This is a genomic window from Microbacterium salitolerans (assembly GCF_019720895.1).
In the GTDB taxonomy this organism is placed as follows: domain Bacteria; phylum Actinomycetota; class Actinomycetes; order Actinomycetales; family Microbacteriaceae; genus Microbacterium.
On the sequence record NZ_JAHKSH010000003.1, the window covers coordinates 433455 to 447770 of the forward strand.

Sequence of the window (14316 nt, forward strand, 5' to 3'; positions counted from 1 at the left end):
AGGAGAAGAGCTGTGAACTGGATCCACGAGGTATTCGAGGTCCGCAAGCCGGTCATCGCGATGTGCCACCTGCCGGCGCTTCCCGGAGACCCGCACTATGACGGCGCGGGTGTCGGGGGCATCGTCGACTACGCGCGCCGCGAGATCGACGGGCTGCAGGCGGGGGGAGTCGACGGGATCCTCATCTCGAACGAGTTCAGCCTCCCGTACCTGACGAAGACCGAGCCGATCACGGCGATGACGATGGCGCGCGTGATCGGCGAGCTGCGCGACGAGATCACCGTGCCCTTCGGCGTGAACGTGCTGTGGGACGCGGTCGCGTCGATCGACCTCGCGGTCGCGACGGGGGCGCAGTTCGTCCGCGAGATCTTCACGGGTGTGTACGCGTCGGATTTCGGCACGTGGGACACGAACGTCGGAGCGACGGCGCGCCACCGTCAGGCGGTGGGAGGGGACGACGTGCGCCTGCTCTACAACATCGTCCCGGAGGCGGCGTCGTATCTCGGCGGCCGCGACATCGGCGACATCGCCCGTTCGACGGTCTTCAACTGCCGTCCTGACGGGCTGTGCGTCTCCGGTCTGACCGCCGGCGCCGCGACGGACACGAGCGTGCTCAAGATCGTGAAGGACAACGCGGGCGACACCCCCGTCATCGTCAACACGGGTGTCAATGCCGACAACATCGCGACGCAGTTCGCCTACGCCGATGCGGCGATCGTCGGCACGTTCTTCAAGCAGGACGGGCGGTTCGAGAACTCCGTGGATCCCTCCCGCGTCGCCGCGCTCATGGGTGCGGCCCGCGAGGCGCGTGCGGGAGTGCCTGCGTGACAGACCTCCTCATCGGGATCGACGTCGGCACGTTCGAGACGAAGGGCGTGCTGGTCGACGCGAGCGGATCCGTGCGCGCGAGGGCGCGGATCCGGCACGACATCCAGACGCCGCGTCCCGGCTGGATCGAGCACGATGCCGACGGCGTGTGGTGGCACGACGTGGTCGGATGCTCGCGCGAGCTGATGCGGAGCGTGGGGGACGGCGATCGCGTCGTCGCGATGGGCTGCAGTGCGATCGGGCCGTGCGTGCTTCCGATCGACGAGGAGCTCCGCCCCCTGCGGGCCGGGATCCTCTACGGCGCCGATACGCGCGCGCACGAGCAGGTCGATGAGCTGACGGCACGACTGGGCGAGGACGAGATCCTCCGCCGGAGCGGGAACACGCTGTCGAGTCAGTCCGCGGGCCCGAAGATCCTCTGGATCCGGCAGAACGAGCCCGAGGTCGCGGAGCGGACGCGCTGGTACGTCACGAGCCAGAGCTACGTCGTCGCGCGTCTGACCGGCGAGGTGGTGATCGATCATGCGACGGCGGGCTACTTCCACCCGCTGTACGACCTCGCCGGCGGGCGATGGAACGTCGACGGGCTCTCCGACGTCGTGCGCGGCGAGCAGCTGCCGCGGATCGCGTGGGCGGGAGAGATCGTCGGGTCCGTCACGTCGGCGGCGTCCGCCGAGACGGGGATCCCTCGCGGGACACCCGTCATCGCGGGGACGGCGGACGCGCCTGCCGAGGCGATCGCCGCGTCCGTGGTCTCTCCGGGCGACACGATGCTCATGTGCGGATCGAGCTCGTTCATGATCCGCGTGACGGACGCGCCGCTCGCTCAGCGCGTGCTCTGGTCGGCCCCGTTCGTCTTCGAGGGAATGCACGTCGCGGCGGCGGGCACGGCGACGGCGGGCACGGCGACGCGGTGGATCTGCGACCTCCTCGGCCTCGACGCACGGGACGACGACGCCGTCTTCGGCGAGCTCGTCGCCCTCGCCGGGCAGTCGCCGCCCGGAGCCGGAGGAGTGCTGATGCTGCCGCACCTCAGTGGCGAGCGCACGCCCGTGCACGACCCCGATGCGCGGGGCGCGTTCAGCGGCCTCGGTCTCGCCACGTCGCGCGCCGACATCGCCCGCGCGCTCATCGAGGGCGTCGCCCACTCCATCGCCCGCGCGCTCGGCGCCTACGACGCGGCGGGGATCCCACCCGAGCGGCTCGTCGCGATCGGAGGCGGCACGAAGAACGCGATCCTCCTGCAGACCGTGAGCGACATCATCGGCGCCCCGCTGCAGATCGCCGACACCGACGGGGCGGCTCTCGGGGACGCCGCGCTCGCCGCGCTGGCGTCGGGCGTGCTCTCCTCGCCCGCCGAGGTCGCCGCCTGGGTGCGCCTGCGCGGCACCGTCGAACCGGGGGGCGACGACGCCCCCGCGGTGCGCACGCTGCGCGCCGACCATGATGACCACCGGCGCCTGTACGAGGCGCTGGCCCCGATCGACCACGCAAGGAGCACCCGCCGATGACGGATCCTCGATGGGCGGAGCTCGCCCGCCAGCTCTGCGATGCGCACGGCGTCGCGAACGGAACGAAGGTCGGGGTCTTCCGCACCGACTCCTCGACGACACCGGGGGTGCTCGCCCTCGTCGAGGAGGTGTACCGGCGCGGGGGTCTCCCGCAGGTCGTGGACTCCGACGAGCGCTTCGACCGCGCCGCCGTCGCCGCGGCCAGCGCCGACGTGCTCGCAACTCCCGCACCGCTCGAGCTGTGGTCGATGGAGTGGGCCGACGTGCACGTGTCGTATCGCGGCATGGTCGCGCCGGCCGCGGATCCGGTCGACGAGGCCAGGCTCGCGACGCAGCGCGGGGCGAAGGGCGCGATCTCGACGGCGCGATGGCAGCAGACCAGCTGGGCGCTCGTGCGGGTCCCGACGCCGGAGTGGGCATCGCTCATCGGGCTGCCCTACGAGACGCTGCTCGATGAGTTCTTCGCGGGCACGCTCGCGGACTGGCCGCGCCTGCGTCGCGACTGGGACGCGCTGTGCGGGGAGCTCGGGACCGCTCGCGAGGTGCGGATCATGAGTCGCGACACCGATCTGCGCCTCGGCACCGCAGGGCGCACGTGGGTGAGCTTCGCGGGCGAGGCGAACCTGCCCGACGGCGAGATCGCGACGGCTCCCGTCGACGATCGGGTCGACGGGCACATCGCGTTCCCCGGCACGTTCTGGTTCGCGGGGGCCGCCGTCGAGGACCTGCGCCTCGAGTTCCGGGATGGCGAGGCCACCGACGTGCAGGCTGCGCGCGGCGGAGAGTTCGCCCGCAGGCTGCTCGACACCGACGCGGGCGCGCGCCGCGTCGGCGAGCTCGGCGTCGGCACGAACCCGCGCATGCAGTCGATGACGGGCGACCTGCTGATCGACGAGAAGATCCTCGGCACGGTGCACATCGCGCTCGGCCGCGCGTACCCCGAGTGCGGCGGCGTGAATCGCTCGTCGCTGCACTGGGACATCGTGAAGGACCTGCGCGAGCCCGGAGCGTCGCTCATGGTCGACGGGCGCGAGCTGATCCGCGACGGGAAGGTCCTCGAGCCTCTCCTTCTCCCGTGAAGGGTCGGGAGCGTCACCGGAGCGCGCGCCACGGGCGCGCGGCACGGCTCGAGTGACGCCCGCGACCCTTCGCGGCGCGGGGAAGGGTCACGGGCGTCACCGTAACGCGCCGCCTACCCGATCAGCGACGGCCTGAGGTCGCGCAGGGTGCGGGTGCGGGTCATGCGGGTGAGGGCGAGGCAGGCGGCCCCGAGCGCGATCACGAGCCAGACCACGAGGAAGCCGGCGTCGGCCCAGGCGCGTGACATGTCTCCGCCGTACATGAGCTGGCGGATCCCGTCGACCGAGTGGCTCATGGGCAGCACCTCGTGCAGGGCCCGCAGGGGAGTGGGGAGCGTCTGGTGCGGGAACGTGCCGCCGGCGGTGACGAGCTGCAGCACCATGAGCACGAGCCCGAGGAACTGGCCGACGCTGCCGAGCAGCACGTTGAGGGTGAGGATGATCGCGGCGAACGTCACCGAGGTGAGCGCCATGAACCCGACCATCGCCGCGGGCTGCGCGACCGAGTAGCCGAGCGCGAACGCGACGATGAGGAACACGGCCACCATCTGCACGACGCCGAGGATCGCGGGCGTCGCCCAGGCTCCGAGCGTGATCGCGAGGGGACGCCGCAGTGCGGTGACGGCGCGCTGCGAGTACGGCTTGACGATCAGGAACAGCGCGTAGATCCCGATCCACGCGGCGAGGCTGATGAAGAACGGCGCCATCCCTGCGCCGTATGACGACGCGGCGGAGGTCGCCGCCTCGTCGACGGCGATGGGATCCGACATCATCGCCGCGGCGGTCGCGCGCTCGTCCTCCGACTGGTCGGGGATCTCGGTGACCGCCTCGTCGAGGCTGTCGGCGAGCTCCCGCGATCCGCTCGTGAGGTCGCCCAGGCCCGACGCGAGCTCGTCGGATCCGCCTGCCAGCTGGTGCACGCCGCCCGAGAGGTCGGCGGCGCCGGTCGCGGCGCTCGCGATCCCGTCAGCGAGCGCGGGCATGCCGTCGGCGAGCTGCTGGGTGCCATCGGCGACCTGCGCGGATCCGTCGGCCAGCTGGTGCACGGCGGCCGCGGCGTTCTGCACCTCGCCGTTCGCGTTCTCGATGTCGGCGTGCGCGGGGCTCACGATGCCGACGACGAGGTCGATCTGATCATCGGAGAGGCCGGCGCCGGACAGGCGGTCGCGGACGTCCTGCTCGGAGGGGAGGGCGCCGACCGCCTCGTCGATCCGCTGCGCCGCCGGCGCGACCTGGTCGTCGAGCTGCGCGTTGCCGTCGGCCACCTGGCGCGCGCCGTCGTCGAGCTGCGCGACCTGGTCGGGCAGCGCGGCCGCGGATGAGTTCAGCGTGTTCAACCCCGTGACGAGGTCATCGGACCCCGTGGCCGCCGCCGCGGCGCCCTCGGCGAGCGTATCGGCGCCGTCTTCGGCAGTCGCGGATCCGTCGGCGAGCTGCGCGGATCCGTCCGCCGCGTCGGACAGGCCGGTGCGGATCGTCGCGAGGCTGTCGAGCAGGGTGCGTGCGGCCTGCTCGCCGACCTCCTGCGTGAGGTTGTCGCGCACGGTGTCGGTCACGGTGTCGGCGATCGTGCCCGCCAGGTAGCTGTTCGCGTCGTTCGTGGTGACCTCGACGACGGCCTTCGTCGGGTCGTCCTCGGCGATCGACGTGAGCGAGCGCGAGAAGTCGGTGCCGAACGTGACGATGAAGTCGTACTCGCCCGACTGCAGCCCGGCTGCGGCCGCGTCGGCGTCGGTGTCGTGCCAGTCGAGTGTGCCGTCGTCGACGAGGTCGTCGCGCACCTGCTCGCCGTAGTTGACGTCGTCGCCGTCCTGCGTCGCCCCCTCGTCCTCCACGACGAGCGCGGCCGGCACGCTGTCGAGGTTGCCGTAGGGGTCGTCGTTCCCCCACAGGTACAGGCCCGAGTAGAGCACCGGCACGAGCATGAGCGCGACGAGCGCCAGAATCGACATCGGCGACGACGTCAGCCGGCGCAGTTCGGTGCGGACGAGCGTGGGGAACTTCACGAAAACTCCAATGCGAGTGCGTCACCAGAATCGGAGATATCCCCACAATCGGAGGAGATCGCGAGATTCCTCCGATCCGAGGGAGATCTCCGATCCTGGCGACGAGTCATGCGCGGGCAGCGGCGATCGAGCCGGCGGAGGCGAGGACGATGACGGCGTACCGGCGCGCGGCCCAGGTGTGCGCGGCGTCGAGCCAGGCGCTCGTGTCGCCGCCGTGGCGGTCGGGGGCGGTGAGGACGAGCGCGTCGACCTCGGGTGGGACGGCGGCCGTGCGCATGAGCACGCGGATCCGCGCGGCCGCGGGGATGTCGCCGATCGGCGTCCCGGCGAGGTCGCTCAGCCCTTCGTCGGCGAGGAGGCGCCGCGTCGCGCGTCGCGCGCCGCGGAGGCCGGAGAAGACGAACTCCTCCGTCACGACGGACGCGAGCGCGAGGTCGTCGACCGGCGCGCTCGTGTCGGGCGCGTCGACGACGGCGACGCGGCGGCGCAGGAGGCGCGGATCGGCCGCGCCGTCGAGCAGGACCTCGCCCGCCGCCGGCGTCATTCGGCCGGCGAGGATGAGGGCGAGCAGGGTCGGGCGCTGCCCGCCCTCGACGGGGACGAGCGTCACCTCGCCGGACGCGGCCTCGAGGCTCGTCGAGGTGAGCGGCCCCTTCGCGATGCCGTGGGCGGAGATCCTCACGCGGGGGCTCCGCTCGGACCGGAGGGCGCGTCGTCGCGCGCGCTCGCCCGTGAGATCGCCTCCTGCGCCTCGCGCCAGGACAGGCCGGCGACGCCGAGCGCGGTCGCGCTCACGAGGCGCTGTGCCTCGTCGTCGGGGATCTCGCGCGCGACGGCGACGTCGAGCACGGCGAGCGCGGAGTCCTCGATGAGGCGCGCGATCACGTCGGCCGCGGCATCCTGCCGGAAGTCGCCCTCGGCGCACCCGCGGGAGACCGCGTCGCGCAGTGAGCGGCGGATCGGTGCGAGCGCCGCGCCGACCTCGCGCTCGAGCGGACCCGTGACGAGCGTCTGCGCGACGAGCTTGACGTGCGCGATGGCGCGCCACACGGCGGATCCGAGCAGCACGACGTGCACGGACGGATCGTCGTGCCGCACATCCGCGACGGCGCTCGCGATCTGCGCGGCGCCGCGGGCGAGGAGCTCGCGCATCAGGTCGTCGCGAGAGGAGAAGTGGCCGTAGACCGCGCGGCGCGTGAGCCCGGCCTCGGCCGCGATCGCGTCGATCGAGGCCTGCGGCGTGTGGCGCAGCACGCGCCCCGCAGCGTCGAGGAGCGCCTGGCGATTGGCGACGGCGTCGCGGCGTCGGGGGGCGGTCATGTGGGATAACTTACACACCAATGTGCAAATTAGGCTGAGTGCGATCTGCGCGGGGCGCGGAGCCGCACTATTAACCCTGTGTGAACCCTTGACGCAGGGGTCTTCCGCACCTGTCTCCGACAGGTCTAGGTTGACCACATGGTCGGCCGAATCCCCGTCGTCGATGTCCACCCGCTCGTGCAGAACGGCACCAGGCCCGCCAAGGCGACCGTGGGCGAGGCGCAGCCGGTGCGCGCCACGGTCTTCCGCGAGGGGCACGACCGGCTCGGCGCCGAGGTCGTGCTCGTCGCGCCCGACGGCACGCGGGGTGCGCCCGTGCGCATGCGCGAGATCGCGAAGGGCCTCGACCGCTACGAGGCATGGGTCGCGCCGTCTGGCGTCGGCGACTGGGGGTTCGAGATCCAGGCCTTCGGCGACGTGCTCGCGACCTGGCAGCACACGGCCGAGATGAAGATCCCGGCGGGCGTCGACGTCGACCTCACGTTCGCCGAGGGGCTCCTCCTGCTCGACCGACTCGAGGACGCGCACGGTCCCGCGCCCCACGCGACGGCGCTGCGGCAGGCGCTGACCGACACGGCCCGCCCGCTCGAGGCCCGGCTCGCCGTCATCACCAGCCCGGAGACGACCGCGCTGTTCGAGGCGCTCCCCCTCCGCGACCTCCTCACGGTGGAGGGCCCGTTCCCGCTGGCTGTCGATCGGACGCGCGCGCTCACCGGGGCCTGGTACGAGTTCTTCCCGCGCAGTGAGGGTGCGACGGTGGATCCCGACTCCGGCAGGGTCGTCTCCGGCACCTTCCGCACCGCGCAGCACAGCCTGCAGCGCGTCGTCGAGATGAACTTCGACGTGCTCTATCTGCCACCCGTCCACCCGATCGGCGAGGTCGGCCGCAAGGGCGCGAACAATACGCTCGACCCGTCCTCGGACGACGTCGGGTCTCCGTGGGCGATCGGCTCGCGGCACGGCGGTCACGACGCGATCCACCCCGACCTCGGCACCCTCGCCGACTTCGACGCGTTCGTCGCGGAGGCGAATCGCCTGGGCCTCGAGGTCGCCATGGACTTCGCGCTGCAGGCGGCGCCGGACCACCCGTGGGTCGACGCGCACCCCGAGTTCTTCACGACGCGGGCCGACGGCACGATCGCCTACGCCGAGAACCCGCCCAAGAAGTACCAGGACATCTACCCGATCAACTTCGACAACGACCCCGCGGGCATCTACGCCGAGGCCGAGCGGATCCTGCGGTTCTGGATGGACCGCGGAGTGCGGATCTTCCGCGTGGACAACCCGCACACGAAGCCCACCGACTTCTGGGAGTGGCTGCTCGCGCGGATCCGGAAGACGGATCCCGACGTCGTCTTCCTCAGCGAGGCGTTCACACGGCCCGCGCGCATGCACGGGCTCGGAGCGGCGGGGTTCCACCAGTCGTACACGTACTTCACCTGGCGCACCGAGAAGACCGAGATCGAGGAGTACCTGCGCGAGGTCTCCAACGAGTCCGACCACACCATGCGCCCCGCGTTCTGGCCGAATACGCCCGACATCCTGCATGCGTTCCTGCAGTACGGCGGCCCCGCCGCGTTCCGCATCCGCGCGACGCTCGCGGCGCTGGGATCCCCGACCTGGGGCATGTATGCGGGCTACGAGCTCTGCGAGCACGTGGCCGTGCGCCCGGGATCCGAGGAGTACCTCGACAGCGAGAAGTTCCAGATCCGCGTACGCGACTGGGACGCGGCGCTCGCCGAGGGGCGCACGATCGCGCCGGACATCGCGCGGCTCAACGCCCTACGCCGCGAGATCCCGGCGCTCCAGACGCTGCGCGGTCTGCGGATCCACTGGTCCGATGACGATCACGTGCTCGTGTTCACGAAGGGCGCAGGTGCCGCCACGGTCATCGTCGTCCTCAACCTGGACCCGCACGGCGGTCGCAGCACGACCGTCCACCTCGACTGGCGCGCGCTCGGTCTCGACGAGCACTTCCCCGTGCGCGAGCACCTGACCGGCGAGGACTGGTGGTGGGGCGAGCACAACTGGGTGTCTCTCGATCCCGGTCATCAGGTCGCGCACGTCCTCACGATCCGGAGCGCCTGATGACCGACGCCGCCCCCTTCACGACGTCGATCCCCGTCCTCGCCGACGAGCAGTTCCCCGATCACCCCGGCGCCGCGACCGAGCCGGAGTGGTTCAAGACCGCCGTGTTCTACGAGGTCCTCGTCCGCTCGTTCCACGACGGCGACGGCGACGGGCAGGGCGACTTCCGAGGCCTCGCCGAGAAGCTCGACTACCTGCAGTGGCTCGGCGTCGACTGCGTCTGGCTGCCGCCGTTCTTCCCGTCGCCCCTGCGCGACGGCGGGTACGACGTCGCCGACTTCACCGACGTCCATCCCGCGGTCGGCACGACGGGCGACTTCCAGGCGTTCGTCGACGCGGCGCACGACCGGGGGATCCGCGTCATCATCGACTTCGTCGTCAACCACACGAGCGACGAGCACCCGTGGTTCCAGGCCTCGCGCGCGGACCCCGACGGGCCGTACGGCGACTTCTACGTGTGGGCCGACACCGACGAGCTCTACGCGGACGCGCGGATCATCTTCGTCGACACCGAGCCGAGCAACTGGACGTGGGATCCCGTGCGCGGCCAGTACTTCTGGCACCGCTTCTTCCACCACCAGCCCGATCTCAACTTCGACAACCCGGCCGTGCACGACGCGCTCCTCGACGCGATGCGCTTCTGGCTCGACATGGGCGTCGACGGGTTCCGGCTCGACGCCGTCCCGTACCTCTATGAGCGCCCCGGTACGAACGGCGAGAACCTTCCCGAGACGCACCGCTTCCTCAAGAAGGTCCGCCGGATCATCGACGCGGAGTACCCCGAGCGGGTCCTGCTCGCCGAGGCGAACCAGTGGCCCGATGACGTCGTCGACTACTTCGGGGATCCCGAGGTCGGCGGCGACGAGTGCCACATGTGCTTCCACTTCCCCGTCATGCCGCGCATCTTCATGGCCGTCCGCCGCGAGTCGCGGTTCCCGATCAGCGAGATCCTCGCGCAGACGCCGCCCATCCCGTCGGGATGCCAGTGGGGCGTCTTCCTGCGCAACCACGACGAGCTCACGCTCGAGATGGTGACGGAGGAGGACCGCGACTACATGTGGCAGGAGTACGCGAAGGATCCGCGGATGAAGGCCAACATCGGCATCCGGCGCCGCCTCGCCCCGCTCCTCGAGAACGACCAGGATCAGATCGAGCTGTTCACGGCGCTGCTGCTCAGCCTGCCCGGATCGCCCGTGCTCTACTACGGCGACGAGATCGGCATGGGCGACAACATCTGGCTCGGCGACCGCGACGGCGTGCGCACGCCGATGCAGTGGTCGAGCGATCGCAACGCCGGCTTCTCTCGCGCGAACCCCGGCAAGCTCGCGCAGCCGCTCGTGCAGGACGCCGTGTACGGGTACCAGGCGGTCAACGTCGAGGCGCAGCAGGAAGACCACTCGAGCCTGCTCAACTGGACGCGTCAGATGATGCGCGCGCGTCGGCGCCACCCCGCCTTCGGACTCGGCGGCTTCCACGATCTCGGTGGATCCAACCCCTCGGTGCTGTCGTTCTCGCGCGAGCACGAGCGCGACGACGGCACGACCGAGATCGTGTTCTGCGTCAACAACCTGTCGCAGTTCCCGCAGCCGATCGAGCTCGACCTGCGGCGCTACGAGGGCCTCGAGCCCGTGGAGATCCTCGGCGGCGTCCCCTTCCCCCGCATCGGCGAGCTGCCCTACTTCCTCACGCTCGGCGGCCACGCGTTCCTCTGGTTCCGCCTGCAGCAGCCTGCGAGCGAGAGGGACGGGGGGACATTGTGACCCCGCTCGTTCCCGACGCGTTCGAGGGCTACCTCGTGCGCACGCGCTGGTTCGGCGGCAAGGGGCGCCCGTTCCGCGTGACGGGGGTGCGCACGATCGCCGAGATGGGATCCGCGGATCCCGGTCCCGCCGTGATCGTGCACCTCGTCGACGTCGCGTACGACGATGACGAGGGCGGCGAGGACACCTACCAGGTGCCGCTCGCGTACTACGCGGATCCCGTCGACCGGCTCGGGCACGCCTTCGTCGGAGCCTGGGACGACGCGGTCTTCGGCGGCGTGGAGCTCGGCTCCACGTGGGCCTACGACGCCGTGCACGATCGCGACGCCATGCACGTCTGGTTCGAGGCGTTCGCCGACGCGGGCGTCGACGGATCCCTCGCCGTACCCGGGGCGGTGTTCCAGCGCACGCGCGTCGACGTCGAGCTCGACCTCGACGCGGCCAGCTCGCCGCTCGCCGGCGAGCAGTCGAACTCGTCGATCCGCTTCGGCGAGCAGGCGATCATGAAGCTGTTCCGCAAGGTCACCCCCGGGCACAACCCCGACATCGAGATCCACCGCGCGCTCACCGAGGCGGGCAACGACTTCGTGGCCGAGCTCTACGGCTGGATCGACGCCGACGGCGACGAGGGATCCGTCCGGCAGCTCGGCATGCTCCAGCACTTCCTGCGCACCGCGACCGACGGATTCGACCTCTCCATGGCGAGCGTGCGCGCCATGCTCGCCGACGACATCGACGGCGCCGCCAGCTACGCCGGCGAGGCGCGCGAACTCGGACGGGCGGTCGCCCGGATCCACCAGGACCTGCGCGACCTGTTCCCCTACGAGGACCGTGACGCCCTCGCGGCAGGCGCGCTCGCCGACCTCATGCGCGACCGACTCGATCAGGCGATCCTCGCCGTGCCCGAGCTCGATTCCCACGCGCCACGCCTCCGCGGCCTGTTCGCGCGGGTCGGCGAGCTGAAGACGCTCGGCGCGCAGCGGATCCACGGCGACCTGCATCTCGGCCAGGCGCTCCGCACGGTGCACGGATGGAAGATCGTCGACTTCGAGGGCGAGCCCGCGAAGCCGCTGGCCGTGCGCTCGCGGCCCGACTCCGTGTGGCGCGACGTCGCCGGCATGCTGCGGTCGTTCGACTACGCGCCGGCCGTCGTGAGCATGGCCCCCGCCGACACCGACGATGCGGGCGAGCGGAGGGAGCTCTGCGAGCGATGGGGGATCGCCGCGCGGGGAGCCTTCCTCTCGGCATACGCCGAAGAATGCGGGCTGCCCGAGGGGCGCGTCGCGGGCGACGACCTGCTCCTCCTCGACGCCTTCGTCGCCGACAAGGCCGTCTACGAGGCGGTCTACGAGAAGCGCAACCGTCCGACCTGGATCGGCATCCCCCTGGCCGCGATCGCGCGTCTCGGAGACCCGGAGGAGACCGCATGACGACGAACCCCCTTCCTATCGAGCCGCACGTGCTGACGATGATCGCCGAGGGGCGGCACGGCGATCCGCACGCCGTCCTCGGGGCGCACCTGTCGGCCGGCGAGGTCGTCTTCCGCGTGCTGAGGCCGCTCGCGGAGACCGTCGCCGTGCGCGTGCCGGCGGGCAGCGTCGCGCTCCGTCGCACGGCGGAGTGGGTCGAGGAGTCGGCCTGGCGAGACGTCCCTCTCGTCCACGAGCAGGACGGGATCTGGGTCGGCGTCGCGCTCGCCGACGAGGTGCCGCCGTACCGCGTCGTCACGACGTACACCGACGGATCCCCGCACGAGGTCGACGATCCGTACCGATTCCTCCCGACGCTCGGCGAGGTCGACCTGCACCTCATCGGCGAGGGGCGGCACGAGCACCTCTGGCGCGCGCTCGGCTCGCAGGTGCGCACGTACGACGGGCTGGGCGCGGCTCCCGACGTGACGGGGACGTCGTTCGCGGTGTGGGCGCCGCGCGCGCAGGGGGTGCGCCTCAAAGCCGACTTCAACCAGTGGGACGGCCGCGAGCACCCCATGCGGCAGCTCGGATCGAGCGGCGTGTGGGAGCTGTTCGTGCCCGACGTCGGCAGCGGCACGCGCTATAAGTACGCGATCCTCACGACGGCCGGGGAGTGGCTCGAGAAGGCGGATCCGCTCGCGCGCTGGGCCGAGGATCCGCCCGCCGCGGCGAGCCGCGTGCACGCGTCTCGCTACGCGTGGGGGGACGATGCGTGGATGGACGCGCGCCGCGAGGGCGCGCTCGTGCGCGAGCCGATGTCGATCTACGAGGTGCACCTCGCGTCCTGGCGGAGCGGCCGGTCATACGACGACCTCGCCGACGAGCTCGTCGGCTACGTCACCGACCTGGGCTTCACGCACGTCGAGTTCATGCCCGTCATGCAGCACCCGTTCGGCGGCTCCTGGGGCTACCACGTGACGGGGTACTTCGCGCCGGACAGCCGCTTCGGGGATCCTGATGGCTTCCGCCTGCTCGTCGACCGCCTCCACCAGGCGGGCGTCGGCGTGATCCTCGACTGGGTGCCCGGGCACTTCGCGACCGACGAGTGGGCGCTCGCGCGGTTCGACGGCCACCCGCTGTACGAGGACCCGAACCCGCAGCGCGGCTGGCACGCGCAGTGGGGATCGCACATCTTCGACTTCGGCCACCGCGAGGTGCGCAACTTCCTCTACGCGAACGCGCTGTACTGGCTCGAGGAGTTCCACGCCGACGGCCTGCGCGTCGACGGCGTCGCGAGCATGCTCTACCTCGACTACGCCCGCGAGGAGGGGGAGTGGGCCCCCAACATCCACGGCGGGCGGGAGAACCTCGAGGCCGTGCAGTTCCTGCAGGAGCTCAACGCCACGTGCTACCGCCGCGTGCCCGGCATCACGATGATCGCCGAGGAATCGACGTCGTGGCCCGGCGTGACCCGCCCGACCTCATCGGGCGGACTCGGGTTCGGCTTCAAGTGGAACATGGGCTGGATGCACGACACGCTCGAGTACGTCGAGCGCGACCCCGCGCACCGGGCCTACCACCACCACGAGATGACGTTCGCGCTCGCCTACGCGTGGAGCGAGAACTTCGTCCTCCCGCTCTCGCACGACGAGGTCGTGCACGGCAAGGGATCTCTCCTCCGCAAGATCCCGGGCGACCGCTGGCGGCAGCTCGCGACTCTGCGCGCCTACTTCGCGTTCATGTGGGCGCACCCCGGCCGGCAGCTGCTGTTCATGGGCGGCGAGTTCGCGCAGGAAGGCGAATGGGCGGAGTCCCGTGAGCTCGACTGGTGGCTGCTCGACCTGCCCGACCACCGCGGCGTGCACCACGCGATCCGCGACCTCAACCGCGCCTACCGGGCGACGCCCGCGCTGTGGGCATGGGACGCGGATCCGGGATCCTTCCGCTGGATCGACGCCGATGACGCCGAGCGCAACGTGCTCGCGTTCCTACGGCGCTCGTCGCCCGACGCCGACGCCTCGCAGCTGGCGTGCATCGCGAACTTCTCCGCCGTTCCGCTCACCGGCTATCGCATTGGCCTCCCGCACGCCGGGCGCTGGGAGGAGGTGGTCAACACCGACGCTGCGGCGTACGCGGGCAGCGGCGTCGGCAACCTCGGCGGCGTCGCGGCCGTGGAGGGGGAGTGGTACGGCTACCCGGCCCACGCCGACATCACGGTGCCACCCCTCGCGACGGTGTGGCTGCGCGGTGCGTCGCACGCCTGATCGCCGCCGCGTGCCGTGCCGTCGCGAGGAGAAGTGCCGCGCTGAGGA

General features: G+C 71.4%; 10 protein-coding genes. 7 read left to right on the forward strand and 3 right to left on the reverse strand.

The window, feature by feature from the left end; genetic code table 11:
- Positions 1 to 12 precede the first annotated feature (12 nt).
- Genes KOL93_RS08575 through KOL93_RS08585 form a run of 3 tightly spaced genes read left to right on the forward strand, consistent with a single transcriptional unit; the run spans position 13 to position 3418 of the window.
- On the forward strand, positions 13 to 828 hold the full coding sequence (locus KOL93_RS08575) for a BtpA/SgcQ family protein (protein WP_221584920.1): 816 nt from the start codon (positions 13 to 15) through the stop codon (positions 826 to 828).
- On the forward strand, positions 825 to 2339 hold the full coding sequence (locus tag KOL93_RS16355) for an FGGY-family carbohydrate kinase (protein WP_221584921.1): 1515 nt from the start codon (positions 825 to 827) through the stop codon (positions 2337 to 2339). The genes KOL93_RS08575 and KOL93_RS16355 overlap by 4 nt, the downstream gene beginning before the upstream one ends.
- Positions 2336 to 3418 (forward strand): aminopeptidase, encoded by a 1083-nt coding sequence (locus KOL93_RS08585; protein WP_221584922.1) that lies wholly within the window; start codon positions 2336 to 2338, stop codon positions 3416 to 3418. Before KOL93_RS16355 ends, KOL93_RS08585 begins: the two co-directional genes overlap by 4 nt.
- A gap of 113 nt (positions 3419 to 3531) precedes the next feature.
- Here the strand turns inward: KOL93_RS08585 and KOL93_RS08590 are convergent, their stop codons facing one another.
- The 3 genes from KOL93_RS08590 to KOL93_RS08600 all read right to left on the reverse strand — a co-directional run bounded on the left by KOL93_RS08590 (position 3532) and on the right by KOL93_RS08600 (position 6744).
- Positions 3532 to 5424, reverse strand: coding sequence for a YhgE/Pip domain-containing protein (locus tag KOL93_RS08590; protein WP_221584923.1), 1893 nt, complete (start codon positions 5422 to 5424; stop codon positions 3532 to 3534).
- A gap of 106 nt (positions 5425 to 5530) precedes the next feature.
- Positions 5531 to 6106, reverse strand: a complete 576-nt coding sequence (locus KOL93_RS08595) for a P-loop NTPase family protein (RefSeq protein ID WP_221584924.1) — start codon at positions 6104 to 6106, stop codon at positions 5531 to 5533.
- A complete protein-coding gene (locus KOL93_RS08600; protein WP_221584925.1) occupies positions 6103 to 6744 on the reverse strand; it encodes a TetR/AcrR family transcriptional regulator in 642 nt (213 codons plus the stop codon). Before KOL93_RS08600 ends, KOL93_RS08595 begins: the two co-directional genes overlap by 4 nt.
- A 138-nt stretch (positions 6745 to 6882) precedes the next feature.
- On the opposite strand from KOL93_RS08600, the gene KOL93_RS08605 reads away from it, so the two are divergent.
- The 4 genes from KOL93_RS08605 to glgB are packed head-to-tail and all read left to right on the forward strand — an operon-like array spanning position 6883 to position 14268.
- Positions 6883 to 8832 (forward strand): maltotransferase domain-containing protein, encoded by a 1950-nt coding sequence (locus tag KOL93_RS08605; RefSeq protein WP_221584926.1) that lies wholly within the window; start codon positions 6883 to 6885, stop codon positions 8830 to 8832.
- Positions 8832 to 10592, forward strand: a complete 1761-nt coding sequence (treS, locus tag KOL93_RS08610; protein ID WP_221584927.1) for a maltose alpha-D-glucosyltransferase — start codon at positions 8832 to 8834, stop codon at positions 10590 to 10592. Before KOL93_RS08605 ends, treS begins: the two co-directional genes overlap by 1 nt.
- Positions 10589 to 12022 carry a maltokinase N-terminal cap-like domain-containing protein gene (locus KOL93_RS08615; RefSeq protein WP_221584928.1) on the forward strand — a complete coding sequence of 478 codons (1434 nt, stop codon included), beginning with the start codon at positions 10589 to 10591 and terminating at the stop codon, positions 12020 to 12022. The genes treS and KOL93_RS08615 overlap by 4 nt, the downstream gene beginning before the upstream one ends.
- A complete protein-coding gene (gene glgB, locus KOL93_RS08620) occupies positions 12019 to 14268 on the forward strand; it encodes a 1,4-alpha-glucan branching protein GlgB (protein ID WP_221584929.1) in 2250 nt (749 codons plus the stop codon). Before KOL93_RS08615 ends, glgB begins: the two co-directional genes overlap by 4 nt.
- Positions 14269 to 14316 lie beyond the last annotated feature (48 nt).

What these genes read in the sequence shown, in the direction of transcription:
- KOL93_RS08585 (WP_221584922.1), top strand. Translation starts at nt 2,336, where the DNA reads ATGACGGATCCTCGATGGGCGGAGCTCGCCCGCCAGCTCTGCGATGCG.
- KOL93_RS08605 (WP_221584926.1), top strand. Translation starts at nt 6,883, where the DNA reads ATGGTCGGCCGAATCCCCGTCGTCGATGTCCACCCGCTCGTGCAGAAC.
- glgB (WP_221584929.1), top strand. Translation starts at nt 12,019, where the DNA reads ATGACGACGAACCCCCTTCCTATCGAGCCGCACGTGCTGACGATGATC.
- treS (WP_221584927.1), top strand. Translation starts at nt 8,832, where the DNA reads ATGACCGACGCCGCCCCCTTCACGACGTCGATCCCCGTCCTCGCCGAC.
- KOL93_RS08600 (WP_221584925.1), bottom strand. Translation starts at nt 6,744, where the DNA reads ATGACCGCCCCCCGACGCCGCGACGCCGTCGCCAATCGCCAGGCGCTC.